This window comes from Pleurocapsa sp. PCC 7327 (genome assembly GCF_000317025.1).
In the GTDB taxonomy this organism is placed as follows: domain Bacteria; phylum Cyanobacteriota; class Cyanobacteriia; order Cyanobacteriales; family Microcystaceae; genus Hydrococcus.
Genome location: NC_019689.1, coordinates 4,332,872 through 4,352,743 on the forward strand (window position 1 = coordinate 4,332,872; position 19,872 = coordinate 4,352,743).

At 46.1% G+C, this 19,872-nt stretch carries 17 protein-coding genes and 1 other RNA gene; 8 read left to right on the plus strand and 10 right to left on the minus strand.

Going from position 1 to position 19,872, the window contains the following annotated elements:
* Positions 1–5 precede the first annotated feature (5 nt).
* Positions 6–494 (minus strand): low molecular weight protein-tyrosine-phosphatase, encoded by a 489-nt coding sequence (locus PLE7327_RS19510; RefSeq protein WP_015145495.1) that lies wholly within the window; start codon positions 492–494, stop codon positions 6–8.
* 239 nt (positions 495–733) lie between these two features.
* Here PLE7327_RS19510 and PLE7327_RS19515 point away from each other — a divergent pair, with 239 nt between their 5' ends.
* On the plus strand, positions 734–1,369 hold the full coding sequence (locus PLE7327_RS19515) for an OmpA family protein (RefSeq protein ID WP_015145496.1): 636 nt from the start codon (positions 734–736) through the stop codon (positions 1,367–1,369).
* Between the two features lie 777 nt (positions 1,370–2,146).
* On the opposite strand, the gene PLE7327_RS19525 is transcribed toward PLE7327_RS19515, so the two are convergent.
* Positions 2,147–3,118 carry an aldo/keto reductase gene (locus tag PLE7327_RS19525; RefSeq protein ID WP_041392394.1) on the minus strand — a complete coding sequence of 324 codons (972 nt, stop codon included), beginning with the start codon at positions 3,116–3,118 and terminating at the stop codon, positions 2,147–2,149.
* A 78-nt stretch (positions 3,119–3,196) separates the two neighbouring features.
* Entirely contained in the window at positions 3,197–3,787 is a 591-nt protein-coding gene (locus tag PLE7327_RS19530) for a thylakoid membrane photosystem I accumulation factor (RefSeq protein WP_015145498.1), read from the minus strand.
* A gap of 70 nt (positions 3,788–3,857) precedes the next feature.
* Here PLE7327_RS19530 and PLE7327_RS19535 point away from each other — a divergent pair, with 70 nt between their 5' ends.
* Together PLE7327_RS19535 and PLE7327_RS19540 are read left to right on the plus strand one after the other, a co-directional pair.
* Positions 3,858–4,352, plus strand: coding sequence for a J domain-containing protein (locus tag PLE7327_RS19535; protein WP_015145499.1), 495 nt, complete (start codon positions 3,858–3,860; stop codon positions 4,350–4,352).
* A gap of 89 nt (positions 4,353–4,441) precedes the next feature.
* Positions 4,442–4,714, plus strand: coding sequence for a DUF3143 domain-containing protein (locus PLE7327_RS19540; protein ID WP_015145500.1), 273 nt, complete (start codon positions 4,442–4,444; stop codon positions 4,712–4,714).
* Between the two features lie 36 nt (positions 4,715–4,750).
* On the opposite strand, the gene ssrA is transcribed toward PLE7327_RS19540, so the two are convergent.
* Positions 4,751–5,134: a transfer-messenger RNA gene (gene ssrA / locus PLE7327_RS23745) on the minus strand.
* Positions 5,135–5,329: 195 nt separating this feature from the next.
* Here ssrA and hemB point away from each other — a divergent pair.
* Positions 5,330–6,316: a porphobilinogen synthase gene (gene hemB / locus PLE7327_RS19545; protein WP_015145501.1), complete on the plus strand. Its 987-nt coding sequence runs from the start codon at positions 5,330–5,332 to the stop codon at positions 6,314–6,316.
* A 217-nt stretch (positions 6,317–6,533) separates the two neighbouring features.
* The gene (locus PLE7327_RS19550) at positions 6,534–8,780 is read left to right on the plus strand and encodes an alpha-amylase/alpha-mannosidase (RefSeq protein ID WP_015145502.1); all 2,247 of its coding nucleotides are present in this window, start codon (positions 6,534–6,536) and stop codon (positions 8,778–8,780) included.
* 4 nt (positions 8,781–8,784) lie between these two features.
* Here the strand turns inward: PLE7327_RS19550 and PLE7327_RS19555 are convergent, their stop codons facing one another.
* Entirely contained in the window at positions 8,785–9,276 is a 492-nt protein-coding gene (locus PLE7327_RS19555) for a GNAT family N-acetyltransferase (protein ID WP_015145503.1), read from the minus strand.
* A gap of 250 nt (positions 9,277–9,526) precedes the next feature.
* Here PLE7327_RS19555 and PLE7327_RS19560 point away from each other — a divergent pair, with 250 nt between their 5' ends.
* Positions 9,527–10,396 (plus strand): LysR substrate-binding domain-containing protein, encoded by an 870-nt coding sequence (locus PLE7327_RS19560; RefSeq protein WP_015145504.1) that lies wholly within the window; start codon positions 9,527–9,529, stop codon positions 10,394–10,396.
* A 1-nt stretch (position 10,397) separates the two neighbouring features.
* On the opposite strand, the gene PLE7327_RS19565 is transcribed toward PLE7327_RS19560, so the two are convergent.
* Both PLE7327_RS19565 and PLE7327_RS26770 read right to left on the minus strand, forming a co-directional pair.
* Positions 10,398–11,258: a trypsin-like serine protease gene (locus tag PLE7327_RS19565; RefSeq protein ID WP_015145505.1), complete on the minus strand. Its 861-nt coding sequence runs from the start codon at positions 11,256–11,258 to the stop codon at positions 10,398–10,400.
* 383 nt (positions 11,259–11,641) lie between these two features.
* Positions 11,642–11,713 carry a hypothetical protein gene (locus PLE7327_RS26770; protein ID WP_371265305.1) on the minus strand — a complete coding sequence of 24 codons (72 nt, stop codon included), beginning with the start codon at positions 11,711–11,713 and terminating at the stop codon, positions 11,642–11,644.
* Positions 11,714–12,145: 432 nt separating this feature from the next.
* Here PLE7327_RS26770 and PLE7327_RS19570 point away from each other — a divergent pair, with 432 nt between their 5' ends.
* Complete coding sequence (locus PLE7327_RS19570) at positions 12,146–13,777, plus strand: hypothetical protein (protein WP_015145506.1); 1,632 nt, start codon at positions 12,146–12,148, stop codon at positions 13,775–13,777.
* Between the two features lie 365 nt (positions 13,778–14,142).
* Entirely contained in the window at positions 14,143–16,929 is a 2,787-nt protein-coding gene (locus PLE7327_RS19575) for a pitrilysin family protein (protein WP_015145507.1), read from the plus strand.
* A 3-nt stretch (positions 16,930–16,932) separates the two neighbouring features.
* On the opposite strand, the gene PLE7327_RS19580 is transcribed toward PLE7327_RS19575, so the two are convergent.
* The 3 genes from PLE7327_RS19580 to PLE7327_RS19590 form a co-directional block, all read right to left on the minus strand.
* Positions 16,933–18,159 carry a glycosyltransferase family 4 protein gene (locus PLE7327_RS19580; protein WP_015145508.1) on the minus strand — a complete coding sequence of 409 codons (1,227 nt, stop codon included), beginning with the start codon at positions 18,157–18,159 and terminating at the stop codon, positions 16,933–16,935.
* A gap of 123 nt (positions 18,160–18,282) precedes the next feature.
* Entirely contained in the window at positions 18,283–18,516 is a 234-nt protein-coding gene (locus PLE7327_RS19585; protein ID WP_015145509.1) for a hypothetical protein, read from the minus strand.
* A gap of 281 nt (positions 18,517–18,797) precedes the next feature.
* Positions 18,798–19,769, minus strand: coding sequence for an integron integrase (locus PLE7327_RS19590; RefSeq protein ID WP_015145510.1), 972 nt, complete (start codon positions 19,767–19,769; stop codon positions 18,798–18,800).
* Positions 19,770–19,872: the final 103 nt, after the last annotated feature.

A 19,872-nucleotide genomic window follows, 5' to 3' on the forward strand; every position in this document is an offset into this window, starting at 1 on the left:
GAGATTTAAGGTTTTCTGCCATTATTTAAATCGCTGACGTGGTTCAACAACCCTTCACAGGCATCCAAGAGCAAATTGAAAACCTTCTCAAAACCCTCTCTACCGCCATAATAAGGATCTGGAACTTCTTTGGCTTGATGGCGAGTAGCAAATTCACATATTAACTTTACTTTGTCGCTATGTTGCTTCTGAGGGTCGAGAGCGAGAATATCCCAATAATTTTCGCGATCCATTGCTAAAATTAAGTCAAATTTTTCAAAATCGGCAATCTGAAATTGTCTGGCTTTGCCCTTCATGGAAATTCCGCGAAGTGCTGCGGCTTCCGCCATCCGACGGTCAGGAGGGGAACCGATATGATAGCTCGAAGTTCCGGCTGAATCGCAAATAATTTCTTCGCTCAAACCTGCTCGTTCGATCAGATAATTCATGATATTCTCTGCTGCGGGAGAACGACAAATATTCCCCAAACAGACAAAAAGTAATCTGTAAGCCATAAATATCGGTTGAGTGCCATCAAAATTAAGATTATAACCAGATTTGAGCGAGTCGGTTCTCAATAGTTGGAAATACACCACACAGACAAATTCTCAATTCTTGCTTGCTCGCTCAAATCGAGAAATGCGATCGCGCTCTTGACATTTAGATAACTATTGAGGAAACAAAGATCGAGAATTGATAGGCAGCCTTCGTGCTATTGTGGTGGCAGTATATCTGAGGCAAAGATAACAGACGAATGCGATCGCTTAATTTTTTAAGCATATTTGCATTATTTGTAGGTTTATCCTGCTTTCCCATTGCCTGTCATTCTCAGTCAGAAACTACTGGGTTGCAACCCCCTTTATCTTCTCAGCCTAAACCCGATCGTGTAACGGTTGAAAGACCAACGGTTCGACAACCAGAAATTCGGCAACCAAAAGTCGAAGCTCCCCAAGTTACGATTCCAGAAGTGCAAATTCCGGAAATCACCTTTCCTGGCATTCGCGTACAACAGAGTCAAAATTCAACTGTTATTACTATTGCTGCTGATATACTATTCGACTTCGATCGAGCCACCCTTCGACCTGATGCTGAAGCTGCACTGCGACAAATCAGTACTGCAATTGCTAAACACTATCCCCAGAATCCGATGCAAATTCAAGGACATACGGATGCGATCGGAAGTGATTCGTATAATCAAGATTTGTCAGTGCGTCGCGCTGTTGCTGTCAAGCAGTGGTTGCAACAACAAGGAAATGTGGCTGCATCACGCATGAGTGCGATCGGTTATGGTGAATCTAGACCTGTAGCTGCCAATACAAAGGCAGATGGTTCAGACAATCCTGAAGGACGACAAAAAAATCGTCGAGTGGAAATTGTCATTCGTCGCTGACAACGGAAGTAGTGAAAAATGGTCAATCATGGTGGTAACAAGTCATTTTTTCCTAGCGATCGCGTGACAGAACATTTCAGATTCCGACGGAGATTTTACGAAAGGAGATTGGTGAATGCTGGAATTGAAAAGCAAAATTCCTACGGATACCTGGATAACGGCATAATATCTCATTTTCTTAATGATATGCTTAATAGCAGCAAAATTACCGTTGCGGCGATCGCACAAAATTTACGACTCCTATTTACCATATTTAACAGGTTATCCCATAAAGTCTAGAAGGTCATTTTGAGCAGAGCGATCGCGAAGCGAAACATCTTATAGCAATTCGCCGATGCTCCTCCACTTCGTGAGAGTCCGCGTCGGTTGGCAATTATCAGTTCGCAATTAGGAAATAGAGATGGATTCTAGCTAGAAATTCAATGTTTTTAGATTTTAATGGCGAATTGCGAATACAATCGCTTCAGAGTTTCTAGCAGTGCTTAAGGAAAGATGGAGTGGTTGTCGCGAGCCTTCGCGAGTATCTTGAGGACGAAGATAGATCCTCCCCGCAGGTATGGTCGCTTGGATTGGATTCCGTTATGAGAGAAGCGATCGCTACTTTGTGTTTCAAATTCGCGATTGGAGTAATGATACTTACGATATCACAATCCGTTAATAAGTTAGACATCACCTCAGTATAACATAAAATTATGTCTAGGATTGTTTAACTATGTCCGATTATTTAAGTTCTGTTAAAAACCCTCGTTTTAATTCCGACTTCCGACTTCCGACTTTTTAGGTCCACTGACGGAAGAAAGTATTATCTTCCCAAACCTGGGCAGTAAGCTGTTCGATTTTGGTCAAATCAGCTTGTGCGAGGGGTTTGAAGGCTTGGGCGACGCGGACGTTCCCTTTCAACTGCTCTGCGTTCTCAGCTGCTATGATACAAGTATGAACGCCATCGAGCGAAAGAACGTAACCCATCGCCTGATGCATTCCCTCTAGAGCGCCCGGTTTAAACAGACGACCATAGGCAGGCACTTTCATGGCAATTACGCCGACATTTCTTTCCCGTGCTGCAGGCAACACCACGGGCGCAAAAGGACGGGGATGGTGAATATCAGCGGCATTGAGGGATACCAAAGTGGTGTCGAAGGGATAGCGGCGCAATCCGGCAGCAATTACGTCGGGTTCGTGGTGTCCGGTGATGCCGCTGAATTTGACGATCTTTTGCTCCTGGGCTTCTTCTAGCGCTTTAGCTGCTCCATCGTTGCCAAAAATTTGGTCGAGTTGCTCGTGAAAAGATACGCTATGGAATTGCCACAGATCGATATAGTTGGTATTTAATCGTTGCAGCGATCGCTCTAAATCTCTCCATGCACCATCGCGATCGCGAGCTGCTGTTTTAGTCGCTAAAAAGATTTTATCGCGATAGGCGGGAAGGACTTTTCCCATGTACCCTTCGCTCGGACCGTAACCAGCAGCGGTATCGAAATATCGAATGCCCAGAGAAATCGCTGCTTCGACTAGCTCGATCGACTCTTTCTCTTTTCCTTCTCCAGACAGAGGAGTCTGTCCCGCTCCCCCCAGTCCTAAAATGGGAACGGAGACTCCTGTTTTGCCTAAAATTTTTTCGGGCATAGTTTGGTTGGGAACTGAGGCAACAACTTGTTCGGGTTGCCTCTCTATGGCAGAACTGCAAGCAATCGTCCCAGCCATTGCAGCAGTTCCAATGAGAAAATTCCGCCGTGTTGTATTTTTTGTCATAAGAAGCGACCTGACCCAGACAGCGATCGCAAGATCGATTTCTTTTGCTAGTCTAGCGTTCGCTCCGAAAAAATTTGGTTAATTATTGACTAATTCCGTATTGAACTCGTTAAAGGAACGACGCTTCAATTCTACCGATTCGGAACGAGGCAATAGATCGAATACCTCTCTCAACACGTCATCGACTGCTTCGTACTTGACCTGTCCCTTGCCGTTGAAAACAACCTTTCCAGCTTCATCGAGAACTACGGTTTGAGGCACGACCCCCGTATAATAATAACCGACTTCGTTGGGCGAATAAGTCGATTTGACGGGAATGCTATCGACGCTGACGGGAATGATACTCGCCGCCCGACCGTAAAATTCTTGTATGCGAGAAACCACGATCGCAAATTCTTTGCAATCCCTACTGTCGTCTAGGTAATAGACCAGTACGGCAGGCATTTTTCGTTTCAAGGACTCTGCTAGGGTTAAACGGGGAGGCACGAGCGAGCCATTGCCCGCATAGACGACAAAGACGTTACCGTCGAGGCGATCGTCGTTTATACTAGCCCACGCGGTTGGCGTTTCCCAGATCGACCAACTGGCACATAGAGCGATGGAAACTGCTAAGCAAAGGGGAAAAAGCTTTTTCCAGTAAGATTGCACGCGATTTTGAATGGTACCCATAAGTGGATTTCGTGTTCTAGTGTAACTTCGTTAAAATAATGTCACAGGAGAGAGTAATGTAGAAAACCCCGTGAACCGACAACGGACAACGCAACAATTTACAGAGCTGCAAATACCAGCGTCAACTCGGCTGGCAAACAGCTACTATGCTATCCTGGGATTACATCCTTCTGCATCTGCTATTGAAATTCGGCGAGCCTATCGGGAGATGAGCAAGCGCTACCATCCCGATACCACTAAACTATCCTTGGAGGTTGCTAAGGCGAAGTTTCAGCAACTCAATGAAGCTTATGCCACTTTGAGTAACCCAGAGCGGCGATCGCTCTACGATTTAAAAATCGGCTATTCTCGCTGGAACGTTATCCAAGTACCGCTAGATTTAGAACGAACTGCTCCTCAAACCTGGCACCAAGGGTCTAATTCTGCCTACCTCGATCCGACTGACCGCCCTTTGTCGGCAGGAGAGATTTTTGTGTTGTTTATTCTCGCTTTAACTTTTGTCGGATGCTTATTGTTGGTAGTTGTGGTAGGTTTATTGAGAGGAGAAAACTCTTTTTTGGTCTAGATTCTGCCTGGCGATCGCTTGCAGGCAAGTAAGCGATCGCATAGCTAATTTTCCCAAACTGATTTAGAAAATCTAAACTTCAAAATCTAATGACACTTCCATCCCCAGATACTCCTCTCTACAATCACCCCCTACCCCAAATCGAACAGTGGTTGTCAGATTTAGGCGCTCAACAAGATCGCGACAACTTACATTGTTGGAAGGTCGAACGCCCAACTTGGAAAGCCGATTTGTGTCTGGATGTAGAAGAGTTGGTCGTTTGCTATATCAATGCTGGCGCAGACGGAAGCGATATTAAGCGTTCCTTCAAATATTCTCTGAGCCGTCAGGATATCGAAGCAGCGGTTTTTTCAGGCCCTTAATGTTAGCCTCTAGCTCTTGTCGCTGTCTTAATAATAAAATGGAGCCGAGCAGAGTTGAACTGCTGTCCAGGCTGGGTATTGACTTTCCGCTCTTTCACAGGTTTAGCCTTTCTTATCCTCAAGGCGGGAACCATCTCTTATCCCGGATGGTGGGATGCTCTGGTATTATCTTAACTCTACAGCCGACCAGAGGCGGCTAGAGAGTGCATCCGTTGGGGTTGACCCTTAGTTCTTAACGGAGTCGAACTAAGAGTAGCGCAGTCGATTACAGACTCTTAGGCAGCTACTGCTACGCGCTTGAAGCTTACGATGTTGTTCGCAGTTACTTTTTTGTTGAGCCTTGGATTTACGAGAGACGACTCACTCTCGACCTGCATCACGGGCTAGCTTTCGCCAACCTGTCGAAACCGTTGCGGCCCCTCGTGACTATTTTTATTATAAGAAAAATTTCCCACAGCTGCAACAGTAGGAGGTTTTGTGGCGATCGCCGACCGAGTGAGACTAACGTTACGAAACATTGAGAAATGCGGTTGGTTCTAATGAGAGAGAGAGCGATCGCCTTAAACTATTCTGAGACCTTCATTTGATAATTGAAACTTATTTAATATCGAGCATATGTTTCCCATTACTCGTCCTCGCCGTCTTCGCCAAACGCCTCAATTGCGCCGTATGGTGCGCGAAACCGTCCTCACTGCCAACGATCTGATCTATCCCCTGTTTGCCGTGCCAGGAGAAGGCATTGCCCAAGAAGTAAAATCCATGCCGGGAGTCTACCAACTCTCGGTTGATAAAATTGTTGAGGAAGCAAAAGAAGTTTACAAGCTAGGGATTCCTGCCATCATCCTCTTTGGCATTCCAGAGAACAAAGATGCCGACGCTACGGGGGCTTGGCACGATTGCGGCATCGTTCAGAAAACAGCTACAGCCGTTAAAGAAGCCGTACCAGATTTAATCGTCGTCGCCGATACTTGCCTGTGCGAATACACCGATCACGGTCACTGTGGTTACTTGCAAACAGGCGACTTGTTGGGACGGGTTTTAAACGATCCCACCTTGGAACTATTAAAGAAAACCGCCGTCTCGCAAGCGAAAGCCGGCGCAGATATCATTGCTCCCTCTGGGATGATGGATGGATTTGTAAGGGCAATCCGAGAAGCCCTCGACGAAGCAGGATTTCAAGATACGCCCATTCTTTCCTATGCGGCTAAATATGCTTCAGCCTATTACGGGCCATTCCGCGATGCTGCCGAGTCAGCCCCCCAATTTGGCGATCGCCGCACCTATCAAATGGATCCCGGCAATGCCCGCGAAGCCCTCAAAGAAGTCGAATTAGATATTGCCGAAGGGGCAGATATGCTAATGGTCAAACCCGCTTTGGCGTATATGGATATCATCTGGCGGGTGAAAGAAATAACCAATTTACCCGTTGCGGCATACAATGTTTCGGGAGAATATTCGATGATTAAAGCAGCCGCCCTCAACGGTTGGATTGACGAAAAGAAAGTTACTTTAGAAACTTTAACGAGCCTCAAGCGATCGGGTGCCGATTTGATTTTAACCTACCATGCTAAAGATGCCGTTCGCTGGCTGCAAGAAGAATAAAAAACTTCTGAGACGGAGGGTGTGGGGAGTGCGGGAGGTGTAGGGAGATGGGGAGACTGGGGGACTGGGAGAGAATTAACTACTAACTACTAACTACTAACAATCCTCAATCCTTTCATCCGCCGTTCTCCTTGAAGAGGTTCAAGGAGCGTGCGGCGGCTTCGCCAAAATCGAAAATCCTTTCATCGAATGACCAATGACCAATGACTAATTGAATATGTCTCATCCCTTATATGTTGCTTTTATCTGGCACCAACACCAGCCACTCTATAAATCCCGCGAAGCCGCTGCCGATGGCGGGGGACAGTATCGCTTGCCGTGGGTGCGGTTGCACGGCACTAAAGATTATCTAGATTTAGTCCTAATTTTAGAACGCTATCCCAAACTCCATCAGACAGTCAATCTCGTTCCTTCCTTAATTTTACAACTGGAAGAATATGCGGCAGGAGAAGCGATCGATCTCTATCTAGCGCTGACGGTGACTCCTGAAGACCAACTGAACGAGCAACAAAAACGCTATATTATCGAGCATTTTTTTGATGGCAATCACCACACGCTCATCGATCCCCATCCTCGCTACAGCGAACTTTATGTCCAACGCCAGGAAAAGGGACGGTCTTGGTGTTTTAAACACTGGACTAATCGAGATTATAGCGACCTGTTAGCATGGCATAACCTATCTTGGATCGATCCTCTGTTTTGGGACGATCCAGAAATTGAGGCATGGCTCAAACAAGGGAAAAACTTTACTTTGAGCGATCGCCAGCGCATTATTTCTAAACAAAGAGACATCATTCGCCGTATTGTTCCCCAGCATCGACAAATGCAAGATGCGGGTCAGTTAGAAGTGACTACCAGTCCCTATACCCACCCGATTCTCCCTCTGCTTGCCGATACTAATTCTGCTTTGGTGGCAGTTCCAGAAATGGTTTTGCCCGAAGGACGCTTTCAGTGGGAAGAAGACATTCCCCGCCACCTGCGCAAAGCTTGGGATTTGTATACAGACAGGTTTGGCAGACAACCTCGCGGTTTGTGGCCTTCGGAACAGGCTGTCAGTCCTGCAATATTACCCCACGTTGCTAAAGCAGGATACCGATGGCTTTGTTCTGACGAAGCAGTTTTAGGGTGGACGTTGGGGCGCTATTTTCATCGCGACGAAACGGGTAATGTCTCGGAACCGGAATTACTCTATCGTCCCTATCGCTTAGAAACGCCCTACGGAGATTTAGCAATTGTCTTTCGAGACCATCGCCTCTCCGATCTGATCGGCTTTACCTATGGGGCAATGGAACCCACTCACGCTGCATCGGATTTTATCGGACACTTAGAAGCGATCGCGCGTTCTCTCAAACATCAACAAGCAGAAGAAACGACTGCTTTAGAGAAACCATGGCTGGTGACGATTGCCCTCGATGGAGAAAACTGCTGGGAATACTATCAAAAAGACGGTTTGCCTTTTCTGGAAGCACTCTATGAAAAGCTAAGCGACGACGAAGAGATTAAATTAGTGACCGTTTCCGAATTTCTAGAACGGTTCCCGCCGACAGCAGCCATTTCTGGGGACGAATTGCATAGCGGTTCTTGGGTCGATGGCAATTTTACAACCTGGATCGGCGATCCGGCAAAGAATAAGGCATGGGATCTCCTCATAGAAGCCAGACAAATGTTAGCCAAGCATCCAGAAGCAACAGAAGAAAATAATCCCGAAGCCTGGGAAGCTTTGTATGCGGCTGAAGGTTCGGACTGGTTTTGGTGGTTTGGAGAAGGTCATTCATCCAATCAGGATGCCGCGTTCGATCGCCTCTTTCGAGAACACCTTTGTGCTATTTACCGTGCCGTAAACGAACCCGTTCCCCCACGATTGCACCAGCCTGTAGAAGACCACGAGGAAAAAGAACAATATCGTCCGCAAACCTTTATCCATCCACTGATTGATGGTCGTGGCGACGAACAAGATTGGGACAAAGCAGGTCGGATCGAAATTAGTGGTGCTAGAGGTACGATGCACCGAAGTAGCGAGGTTCAGCGCTTATTTTATGGCTGGGATCACCTAAATTTCTATCTTCGCTTCGACTTTAAGGCAGGAGTCAAACCCGGTCGCGATTTGCCCCCACAATTGCATTTACTATGGTACTATCCCGGCATCCCGATGTGCGTTAGTCCCATTCCTTTGTCGAGCGTGCCCGATCTGGCTCCGCTAAACTATTTATACCGCCATCATTTGGGCATTAATTTACAAACGGGTTCCGTTTGGTTAGAAGAGGCGCAAGAAGGTTTTAGCTGGCATCCGAGGGCTACTCGTGCCGATATCGCTTTCAAGCAATGCTTGGAGATAGCAGTTCCTTGGGCAGATTTGCATATCGAGCCGGATGATTCTTTACACCTGATCGCAGTTTTAGCCGATCGCGACGAGTTCCATAGTTATTTACCAGAAAATGGGCTAATCATGTTACAAGCGCCATAGTATCCTAGCAACTGCAATCGCAACTTGCGATCGCATTTTTATCCAATCGACACAATCTAACTTTTTGGCTAATTGTCGCCCCTATTCTTTCGTAAAATTTGATGCCCCTTGGGTTATTAATAGAGACTGTCCAGTCAATTCTGCCACAATTATTTGCTTGGGCTATTTGACACAAACGTTCAATCAATGCCGTACCTATACCTTTACTTCGATGTTCGGGTTTGATATACAAATCATCTAACCAAAGGCAAGTTTGAGCGAGAAAAGTTGAGTAGATGTAATGATAGCTAGCAAATCCAAGAATTTCGCGCTCGCTTTCCGCCAAGAGAATAAATTCAATTGGATTTTTGCAGAACAAAGTATCTTCTAATTTCTGAAGTGTTGCTTCAACTGATTCGGGACAACCATCAAACTGTGCTTTGAGATGAATCAGTTCCAACATAATCGGAAGATCGCTTTTTGTTGCTTCTCGAATTAATAATTGTTTATTTTTCATAATTCTAAGTTTTGAAATTTAAATTGCATCTTCCATACCAAGTTGCAGTTAAAGATATTGCTTATCATTCTGAGCGATGCGAGCCAAAGCGCGTAGGAGAATAATCCCCAAGATCCTTCGCTATCGCGACTGATGACATTTTTGAACGCAACCTAGTATCGCCTAAGATTTACTGTACGAAACTTACAAATAGATGTCCAATATATATTTAGTAGTAAAAATATATGTTGAGAATATAAATAGTTGAATTATGGAACTGCGACACCTGCGCTATTTTGTGGCGGTAGCTGAAGAACTTAACTTCAGTCGCGCAGCGGAAAAACTACATATCGCTCAGCCGCCTCTTTCTCAGCAAATCCAGGATTTAGAGGCAGAATTGAGCGTGCAGTTGTTTGAGCGAACCAAACGTCGCGTTGAATTGACTGAAGCAGGTAAAATATTTCTAGCCGAAGTAGAAAAAGTCTTCGAGCAAGTCCACCAGGCGGTCAAAGCCGCACAAAGAGCGAGTCGCGGTGAAGTAGGAAAACTTGCGATCGGGTTTAATAGTTCCGCTACTTATAGCGTTTTGCCGGATTTGCTGCGTCAATTTCGCCAACACTGTCCCGATGTGGAACTGATTTTACGAGAATTGACCACGAGTCAGCAGTTAGAGAAGTTGCAGCAAAATCAAATCGATCTCGGACTGTTGTATTTACCCGTAGATACGAACGAGTTGAAGGTAGTATCCGTGTTAAAAGAACCTTTGATGGTAGCTTTGCCAGAAACTCATCCTTTGGCAGATCGAGCTGAAATTGCGATCGCGCAATTAATTAACGAACCTTTTATCTTGCCACCACCTCGCTTGGGCGAAGGGCTTTACAGTCAAATCATGCGCTTTTTCGATCGGATTAGCTTTCATCCCAAAGTTATCCAGACTGCTACTTTACTGCAAACCGCGATCGCGTTGGTTGCTGGAGGGGTAGGCGTTGCCTTAGTTCCCGCATCGTTACAAAACCTGAAAAGAACGGGTGTCATTTATCGGGCGATAGTACCAACTGCACCGGAAGTAGAAATAGTCCTCGCTTGGCGACAGAATAATTTATCTCCAGTTTTGCAGAGGTTTGTTGAGCTTGTTTTGTAAACTACTTACTGCTCAATTTAAAACGGAACAGTGCCATCAGTCCGCTGACCAAAAGCAAACCAATTGATATTGTAGGTTCGGGTATCCTTTCCTGTTGGTTTTGTTGGGAACTTGCCGCGAGTGCGGATACAGAATTTAAATTGTTAACCGTACCCGAACCCGATAGCGAGGCACTACTTGCGACTGTTGGAGCTAGACCAGTGATAGGCGCAATCCAGGGAACAAACGACGATACGCGCGTAGAAGCCATCAAATCGCTGTAATCAGCTAGGTAGGAATTACCAGAAGTGTCCATCATAAAAGAAGTAACACCAGCTAAATATCCATCTATAAACAAGCCACCACCGCTATCAATGGGAGCGACAGAGCATTCTAGTGGAAGAGGAGTTGGCGAACCTATGCGATTAGAGAGCTGATTTGGACTGTCAAAGTCTGCCACCAGAAGGGTGTCCAACCATCTAGCGCCGTTAGGATCGACGAATCCGGCACTATCAACTACGTTTTGGGCACCTCGTTTTATTCCATCAAAGCTTCTCTTCCTCGACCGCCCATTACCCGTATTACCGAAGCCAACATAGTCGCCGATTCGTCCAACTTCGTTAGCTCCGGTCATGAGAAGAGCAGGAGCCACATCGAGGACAGGTGTACTTAATTGCAAAAGAGCAATATCTCTGCCTGCGGCTAGATTGGGAGCAAGCTGAGGCTGAGACCAGTCCTGAGCCATCCAGTCTGGATACACTTGGGCACTCGCAACTGGATAAGCGGCTGAACCGACATTAAAATAAGCAGATTGGTTTTGGCCGAGAATGACAGATAAATTCGGATTGTTAGGATTGTACGCACAATGAGCAGCCGTCAGCACCAATATGGATGAACGAGCGTACCCGAACAACGAAAGACGAGGGTATTAGCGGAGTTATAAAGGAAAAATTTAATAGTCAATAATTCTTATTAGACCTTCCACAGCAGCAATTTTAGACGAGTTGGTACCAAATAGCAGCTTCCCTAACCATAACCCCTTTCCTTACAACGAAAGACGAGGGTATTAGCGGAGTTATAAAGGAAAAATTTAATAGTCAATAATTCTTATTAGACCTTCCACAGCAGCAATTTTAGACGAGTTGGTACCAAATAGCAGCTTCCCTAACCATAACCCCTTTCCTTAAGCCGTAGGAGCCAAGAGATCTCGCTATCGACCCAGCCGAGATCTTGTCCACTTGTCGTCGCGATCGCGTCGTGAAGTGCTTATCCCCGTCCGGTATGAGGAGCCGCGATGACTTCGATCCGTTTATCTTTCTGTTCGTAATGACGAGCGATTTCAACAGAGCGATCGGTCGAACCATTGTCCTAGATTAGTAGCTCAAAATCTTCCCTTGTCTGGGATAGAACGCTTTCAATCGCGGCACCTAGATAGCGATCGCGGTCTTTTACTGTGATAATCAAAGAAATTGGAACCCTCAAGGGAAGACTCCCGGCTTGGCTTGACAAATTCTAGCTACATATCGAGTCAAAAGCGCGATTGAAGGGAGCCAATGCGTAAGGACGCGATAGCACACACCTGTAATATTTCTGTAGTACTAGCGGGCGCGATCTCGCTAGCTGCTAAAAAAATTGGCACTTAAGCTACCTGCAAATCAGCTCGCACATCATTAAAGTATGAAGATTAGACTATTTGTTTTTGTGAAGATTTTAATTATGGGGCGATAGAGAGATTGTAAACTCTAAATTATCCTTATAATTGTCATAAATATGACTAATTCTATTCCTCCCGACCTTTTGGTTGGATTAGAGGGTGGTTATAGTAAAGTTCCTGAAGAAGTAAGAGAATTCCTTCGCACAGAACCGCGCCCACCAGAAACCGATCCAACTTTGGGAATCTCCGTTGCAGTCGATAGACAAGAAACGCCGCAACATCGTTTAGTGACAATTGGAGATTCGTTAACTCACGGCTTTCAAAGTGGAGCAATCTTTAAGACTAATTTATCCTATCCCATGCTAATTGCTCGCGAAATGGGTTGGAGCCGGAATTTTCGTTATCCTAGCTATTCTGGACCAGGAAATGGTCTTCCCCTCAATTTGGAAAAGTTAGCACGAGAATTAGGCGATCGCTATCAGATAGCAGATGGGATTAATGCGATCGATGCCGCTTTATTGTTACCTTGGCTGAGAGGCTATCTTGACCAAATAGAAGATTATTGGGAACGAGGAGAGGGACTGAATGCACCCGAACGAGGAGCGATTAACCATAATTTAGCTGTGTATGGATGGGATCTACGCAATACGCTATCTCGGAATGCCGATCTAGCTAAAGACGTTATTAGACAAACCCCCACCAAAGAGGATTTTCTTCGGCAAGTTCCTGAAAACGCTAATGAAATTGCAACGCTGTGGGTTTTGAATAGCGCCAGAAATTCTGCCAATAAAGCCTTAACACCATTGGAAGCAGCAAAAGCTTTGGGAGAAGAAGGCGGGATAGAGACTCTAATCATTTTAATCGGCGCAAATAATGCATTAGGCAGTATTTTGACCTTTAAACTCAGGTGGTCTGATGTTGGCTACCAGGATATGAGGGAAAATGATAAATATACCGTCTGGCTCCCCAGTCATTTCAAAGACGAGTTAGACCAAATTGTCGAACAAGTTAAGCAGATTAAAGCCCGTCACGTTATTTGGGGAACAGTTCCCCATGTTACGATCGCGCCTTTTGCTCGCGGTGTTAGTGAAAATGGTCAAAAAATTCAACCAGGCTCTCGATATTTTCCCTTTTACGTGCCAATTTGGTTAGAAAATACTTTCCATCCTAATAATCGTCGCCATCCTCGTTTAACTGCCAATCAAGCTAGAGGCATTGATAGCGCGATCGACAAATACAACGAATATCTTGTCGAAGCCGTCCGTGCAGGTCGTCGGCAAGGAAAAGACTGGTATTTGTTTGAAACGGCTGGATTGTTAGATCGCTTAGCTGCGCGACGTTACATTGAAGATCCGATCGCTCATCCCAATTGGTGGACTGAATATCCATTGCCAGAACCCTTGAAAAACCTAAATCCGCAGCCAACTTCATTATTTTTTAAGTCCAATCAACAAGGTCGTCAGCAAGGCGGACTGTTTTCCTTGGATGGCATTCATCCAACCACAATTGGTTACGGAATTTTGGCACAAGAGATTATTAATATTATGCAATTGGCAGGGGTTGAATTTTATGAAAGTAATGGAATTACTAAAAAGACGGGCAAGATCGAAATTGATTTCGATCGCCTAATTAAAGAAGACACCCTAATTTCTAAGCCACCTCCGGCTGTCTCTGCTATCTTAGACTCCATCGGCTGGGTCGACAGCATGACTGGGATTATTTCGCAACTGTATCAAAATAATATTTAATATTTTGCCAAAGTTATCGTTGAGGGAGTTGCGATCGCTCTCATCTTGATGCGGGAACAATTGGAACAACAAATAGTTTGTTTAATTAAGATTAGCAGAGTGTTTTGAATTGCAATTTAAAAATTTAAAAGACAGTATTTGACAGAAACTTTACTTTCATAAATTAGTGATAAAAGAAATATAAAATTAACCCTCTCAAAGCCAAACGAGGAGTGCGCAAGGTTATATTGGGATTGAGTCTTTGCAGCAACTGTAGCAGACATAGTGTAAAATTCTGGTGCCCGAAACGAACAAATTGTCAATGATTTGTAGTTTCGCCAAGCCTCGGCTCGATCTTGTCTGAGTTCATTTCTCCTAATCTCGCCATGCGTTTTTCCTCAAAAGTGCGATCGCTCCTTCTCGTCGGCTTGTTCTTGAGCTTTCTAATCGGCAGTCTCGGATGGGTAGACGGCGATCGCGTTAGCGCCACAACGCCAACAGAAGCCACTTCCCTATCCGCTACCTCGCTCACTCAAGGGGTACATAAAACGGTTTTAGACAACGGTTTGACCGTACTGACCAAGGAAGTTCGCACCGCCCCCGTAGTCAGCGTGCAGGTTTGGTATCGAGTCGGATCGCGCAACGAGGAAGCAGGAGCTAATGGACTCTCCCACCAGCTCGAACACTTACTTTTCAAGGGCACAACCGAACGCCCGGTGCAGTTCGGTCGGCTACTCGGCGCTTTGGGCAGCCAGTTTAACGCCTTTACCAGCTATGACGAAACCGCCTACTATGGAACGGCAAAGCAAGACAGACTGGAAGCACTGCTGAGTTTAGAAGCCGATCGCATGGTCAATTCCATCAACGGATTCGAACAACTGGCGAGCGAAAAGCGCGTAGTGATTTCCGAGTTGCAAGGATACGAAAATTCCCCCGACTATCGGCTCAGTCGAGCCGTGATGAAGGCAGCCTTCCCAAATCACCCCTATGGCTTGCCTGTAGGAGGCACAAAAGCCGATGTCGAGAAATTTACAGTAGAGCAGGTACAAGATTATTACCAAACCTACTACAGTCCTGATAATGCCACACTGGTTATTACCGGAGACTTCGATCCGAAAACTGTCCTCAACGCTGTAGAAGAAACCTTTGGCAAAATTCCCAAACGGACGACCAAAGCGGGACAGGAAAAGAAAATCGTAGAAGCCAAATCTCCCTCATTCTCACCAGCTAGCCAAACACCTATCGTGCTAAGAGAACCGGGAAGTTCGGCACTGCTGCAAGCGATTTATCCCCTGCCCAATATCAATCATCCCGACGTAAGCGCGATCGATGTCATGGATATCATCCTCACGGGTGGACGCAGTTCGCGCCTTTATCAAGCGTTGGTAGAAACTGGATTGGCAAGCGAGGTAGGAGCTAGCCCCGCAGAACTTATCGAACCGGGCTGGTATGCGATCTCTGCGACGGCAGCTCCCGGTCAAGCCCTCTCCAAAATCGAGCAGGTACTTGAGCAATCCCTGGCAAAGCTTCGGCAGGAACCAGTCACCCCAGAAGAATTGAATCGAGCCAAAACTCTATTGCAAACCTATTTTGTTTTGAGCAATCAGGACATCACCTCTCAGGCAAGCCAACTAGGCTACTATCAGACCGCAGCGGGAGATTATCGCTATGTAGAGCGGTATTTAGATGCGATCGCCAAAGTCACAGCTGCCGACGTGCAGCGAGTAGCACAAACCTACCTCGCTCCCGACAAACAGACAATCGGCTTCTTTGAACCGACCCAACCAGACGGGCAATCGGGAATTTCTAGCACTGGTTCCGATCGCACCGTGGAAAACTTCAGTCCCGGCAAACCCGTAGACCCAGCAGAACTTGCCAAGTATCTACCTCCCATCAAGTCATCCACCGCGTCCGCGTCGCAACCGCTGCCAGAGGAAGTGACTCTGGCAAATGGGATGAAAGTTTTCTTGCTGCGCGATCGCAGCGTACCTACCATCAATCTGAGCGGACAGATCGATGCTGGAACGGGCTTCGATCCCGAAGGGAAAGCCGGATTAGCCAGCTTGAGCGCCGATAACTTGATGAATGGTACGCAAACGAAAGACGCGCTGACACTGGCAAAAGCGCTGGAAGATAGGGGAGTAAACTTGGGCTTTCGTGCCAATCGGGAAGGAGTCACTATTAACGGCAATGGGTTGTCGGCAAATCTGCCAGTCTTGCTAGAAACTCTGGCAAACATACTGCAACGCGCCACCTTCCCAAACGACCAACTAGAATTGAGTCGCCAGCGCGCTCTAACGAGTCTTAAAGTAGAGCTAGACGACCCCGGCACCTTGGGACGGCGAGTATTTCAGCAGGCAATCTATCCCAAAAACCATCCTTTCCATAGCTTTCCCACCCCAGAGAGCCTCAAGAGCATCACCCGCGCCGATCTGGTACGCTTCTATCGGGAACATTACCGACCGGATACCACAACCCTTGCCCTAGTGGGCGATTTCGACCCAGCAGAGGTAAAAGCCTTGCTAAACGAGACGTTCGGCAAGTGGCGATCGCGAGGCAAGCCTCCCATTCTTAAGGTGCCTTCCGTATCCTTGCCCAAAGCGATAACGCGCCTCAATAAGGCCATTTCCGGCAAAGCAGAAGCCGTTACCTATATCGGTTACAACGCCATCTCGCGCAAAGATCCTCGTTTTTATGCCGCTGTAGTGTTAAATCAGATTTTGGGGGGAGATACCTTGTCGAGCCGACTGGGAACCGAAATACGCGATCGCCAGGGGTTAACCTATGGTATTTACAGCGCCTTCGCTGCTGGCAAGAATGCTGGGCCATTTTTGATTCAAATGCAAACTGCTCCCGAAGATACCAACAAAGCGATCGCCAGCACTCTAGCCCTCTTAAAACAGTTGCGGCAAGAGGGAGTCACCGAGGCAGAGTTAAACACAGCCAAGCGAACGATTACCAACGGCTATCCCGTCGATTTAGCCAATCCCCCTACAGTGGCAGACACGATTTTGAGCAATGCCGTCTATGGACTGAGCAAGGCAGAACTACGCGAATTTCCCAAGCGCATCGAGGCAGTCACGATGGCGCAAGTACGGCAAGTCGCTCAAGAATTGATTCATCCAGACAATTTGGTCATTGTTACAGCAGAACCCGGACAAACTCAGTCTTAAAAATTAGAGGGACTCACGCGGGTTCGTTGATAAATTAATCCATTGCAGATGCTTGGTTAATAGTTTGGATAGGGCATAATTCTCTAGAATGGTTTCCCTAGCTTTAGTGCGAATTGGAGACATTTTTTCGAGGTTATCCAGCGCTTCTTCGACGCGATCGCAAATTTCTTGAGGCGAGAAGAAATTAACTAACAAGCCATTCACCCCATCCCGAACGACCTCGCTTACGGGTGGAGTATCCGAAGCCACCAATAAGCATCCCGTCGCCATTGCCTCTAGCATCGACCAAGACAAGACAAACGGATGAGTTAAATAAATATGAACGGAAGACGCTTGCAGTACCTTCAGGTATTGACTGTAGGGGAGTAACCCCGCGAAGTGCAGTCGAGATAAGTCTAAGGGCAGCTTTTCGAGCATGAGCTGTTTGTAGGTCTTTGCGTCGGGAAGCGCGCGCCCATAAGCCACCCGCTCTTCTCCTACGACGACCACATGACAATGAGGTCGTCGCTGTTGCAAAAGCGCGATCGCTTCCATAAACTGGGGAAAACCCCGATAGGGTTCCATGCCTCTCGCAACATAAGTGATAATTTCTTCGGCATGGGATAGATCCGAGTTAATGGCGCTTAAGACTAATTTAGCACCGGGTTTGGGCTGAAAGAAAGCAGTATCGATACCGTCGTGGAGTACGGTAATTTTGCTCTGGTATTCAGGAGGAAATTGTTGCCGCTGCCAATTGGTCGGAGATAGACCGCGATCGCAGCTATACAGATCGACCAAAATGGGCGAATTCTTGATGCGAATGCGAGCCACATCGTCAGGCGTAAGCGGTTCGCTGGGATCGAAGTCCGCATCCGAACCGCGAGCGTGGTAAAACCATTCGAAATAGCACAAAAGTTGGCTTTCGGGAAACACATCTTTGATAAACAAGGTCGGACCCCAACCCGAATGACCGTAAACTACATCGGGAACAAACCCCTGAGCTTTTAGTTGCTCTGCCATCCGGTATACAGCCTGTCCCTGAAGTACGGCATTTTCTAGCGTCCGAACGTAATGGTGAGTTTCTGGACGAACTTCGCGAGAAGGACTGTATACGGCTTTGTATACGCCAGCCAGTTGACCTTCTTTGCGAGTCGTTCCAAAGACTACTTGATTTTGCTTATCTTGTGCTAATGCTACTGCCAGATGGCGAAACTGAGCTGGAAAATTGGGATGTAAAAATAGAATTTTCATACAACTCGCCCTGCAAGTTTAAGGTTGATGGGTTTGTCCCAACAACCCGTTCTTTTTCTTCCTGTAATTTTCGCAGTTACTTGCGCTCGATTAGTTGCCCATCCCAAGTTTCTTTAATTGTGCCTAGAAAGACACATCGCCAATTCCCAATCCCTGTTTGCTTCTCTCCAACTGTGCCCAGAGATTTTGTAGTTCAGCAAAAGCTTTCTCAGCAGACAACTTACCGTTAGTTTGTAGAGCGCAAATATAGTTAGCTTTTTGGGTAAACTCCTGTAAGTTGGCGTTAAAAACCAGGAGTTCGGGACTAAACTTACCTCTGTATTGACTGCGGGGATAGAGAAAATTGTCTTTGTTCATGGCGGAACTCCCAAGTGACGTGGCGTGGCGAGAGATTATAATTCTGCCGACTTGACAGAACGAGCTTAGACTAGAAGCTAAATTTACAAGGGTTTAGAGTCAAATGTCACTAAGATAAGAAGCGATCGATCGATCGATCGCGGGCAACAAAAAATACCGCCGATTTCTGCTCAGATAACAACAACCTTAGAGAGCATTTATAAAGTAAATCTTAAGTCGAATTTGAGAAATGAAAGCGATGTCTGACGACAAAGCTATTCGCGCCTTAATTCTCGATTAACTTATTGAAAATCTAGTGGACTACGAACGCCTCGACCACCACGATTAAGTACGTGAGTGTAAATCATCGTCGTGCGAACATCTTTATGTCCTAATAATTCCTGTACCGTGCGGATATCATATCCATCCTCAAGTAAATGTGTAGCAAAGCTGTGGCGAAAGGTATGACAACTGGCGTGTTTGGTAATTCCTGCTTGGCGAATAGCTGTCTTTACTGCCCTCTGTAGCGAATCTGGGTAGATATGATGTCGGCGAACTATACCCGAACGTGGGTCTTTGGAACGATTATTAGCAGGAAAAACAAATTGCCATGCCCATTCCCGATTGGCATGAGGATACTTTTGCTCTAAAGCATAAGGTAAATATACTACGCCATATCCTTGAGCTAAATCCTGTTGATGTAAATATCTTGCATTTTCCAACTGAAGTTTAAGCCCTTCAATCGTTAATTTCGGCAGTGTTGTAATGCGGTCTTTATGTCCTTTTCCATCTCTGATTACAATTTGCTGATACCCAAAATCAATATCTTTAACCCGTAAATTTAAGCATTCTGTTAAACGCAAACCCGAACCATAAAGTAAACTAGCCATGAGGTGATGAACGCCCTTCAAATTTGCCAAGATAGCTTGTACTTCTTCACGAGTAAAAACCACAGGCAGTCTTTGGGGACGTTTGGCGGGTTGAATTCCATCAATAAAAGGTAATGCGATCTGTAGGACTTCTTTGTATAAAAACAATAAGGCATTTCTGGCAACATTTTGTGTTGATGCTGCCACATTTTTATTGATGGCTAAATGGGAAAGATAGGCTCTAATTTCCTCAACTCCCATTTCTCTGGGGTGACGTTTATTGTGAAAAAGAATGAACTCCTTGATGTAGTAAACATAGGACTTCTCGGTTTTTAGGCTCATGTGCTTAAGACGCAATGTGTCACGCACTCGGTCAAGCAGACGAGGTGGTTGTGGCTCGGTCATCTATCAAGTTTAGTAAAATGCTCTCATTCTTATTGTTCCCAGATTAGTGTTACTAGATAGCAAACTGCGGTAAAATTTACGAAATTTGAGGTGTTATATAGCA

Excerpts from the sequence above, each read along its gene's own strand:
- PLE7327_RS19510 (WP_015145495.1), bottom strand. The coding sequence starts at position 494 with ATGGCTTACAGATTACTTTTTGTCTGTTTGGGGAATATTTGTCGTTCT.
- PLE7327_RS19515 (WP_015145496.1), top strand. The coding sequence starts at position 734 with ATGCGATCGCTTAATTTTTTAAGCATATTTGCATTATTTGTAGGTTTA.
- PLE7327_RS19525 (WP_041392394.1), bottom strand. The coding sequence starts at position 3,118 with ATGACAAAAAATACAACACGGCGGAATTTTCTCATTGGAACTGCTGCA.
- PLE7327_RS19530 (WP_015145498.1), bottom strand. The coding sequence starts at position 3,787 with ATGGGTACCATTCAAAATCGCGTGCAATCTTACTGGAAAAAGCTTTTT.
- PLE7327_RS19540 (WP_015145500.1), top strand. The coding sequence starts at position 4,442 with ATGACACTTCCATCCCCAGATACTCCTCTCTACAATCACCCCCTACCC.
- hemB (WP_015145501.1), top strand. The coding sequence starts at position 5,330 with ATGTTTCCCATTACTCGTCCTCGCCGTCTTCGCCAAACGCCTCAATTG.
- PLE7327_RS19550 (WP_015145502.1), top strand. The coding sequence starts at position 6,534 with ATGTCTCATCCCTTATATGTTGCTTTTATCTGGCACCAACACCAGCCA.
- PLE7327_RS19555 (WP_015145503.1), bottom strand. The coding sequence starts at position 9,276 with ATGAAAAATAAACAATTATTAATTCGAGAAGCAACAAAAAGCGATCTT.
- PLE7327_RS19560 (WP_015145504.1), top strand. The coding sequence starts at position 9,527 with ATGGAACTGCGACACCTGCGCTATTTTGTGGCGGTAGCTGAAGAACTT.
- PLE7327_RS19570 (WP_015145506.1), top strand. The coding sequence starts at position 12,146 with ATGACTAATTCTATTCCTCCCGACCTTTTGGTTGGATTAGAGGGTGGT.
- PLE7327_RS19575 (WP_015145507.1), top strand. The coding sequence starts at position 14,143 with ATGCGTTTTTCCTCAAAAGTGCGATCGCTCCTTCTCGTCGGCTTGTTC.
- PLE7327_RS19580 (WP_015145508.1), bottom strand. The coding sequence starts at position 18,159 with ATGAAAATTCTATTTTTACATCCCAATTTTCCAGCTCAGTTTCGCCAT.
- PLE7327_RS19585 (WP_015145509.1), bottom strand. The coding sequence starts at position 18,516 with ATGAACAAAGACAATTTTCTCTATCCCCGCAGTCAATACAGAGGTAAG.
- PLE7327_RS19590 (WP_015145510.1), bottom strand. The coding sequence starts at position 19,769 with ATGACCGAGCCACAACCACCTCGTCTGCTTGACCGAGTGCGTGACACA.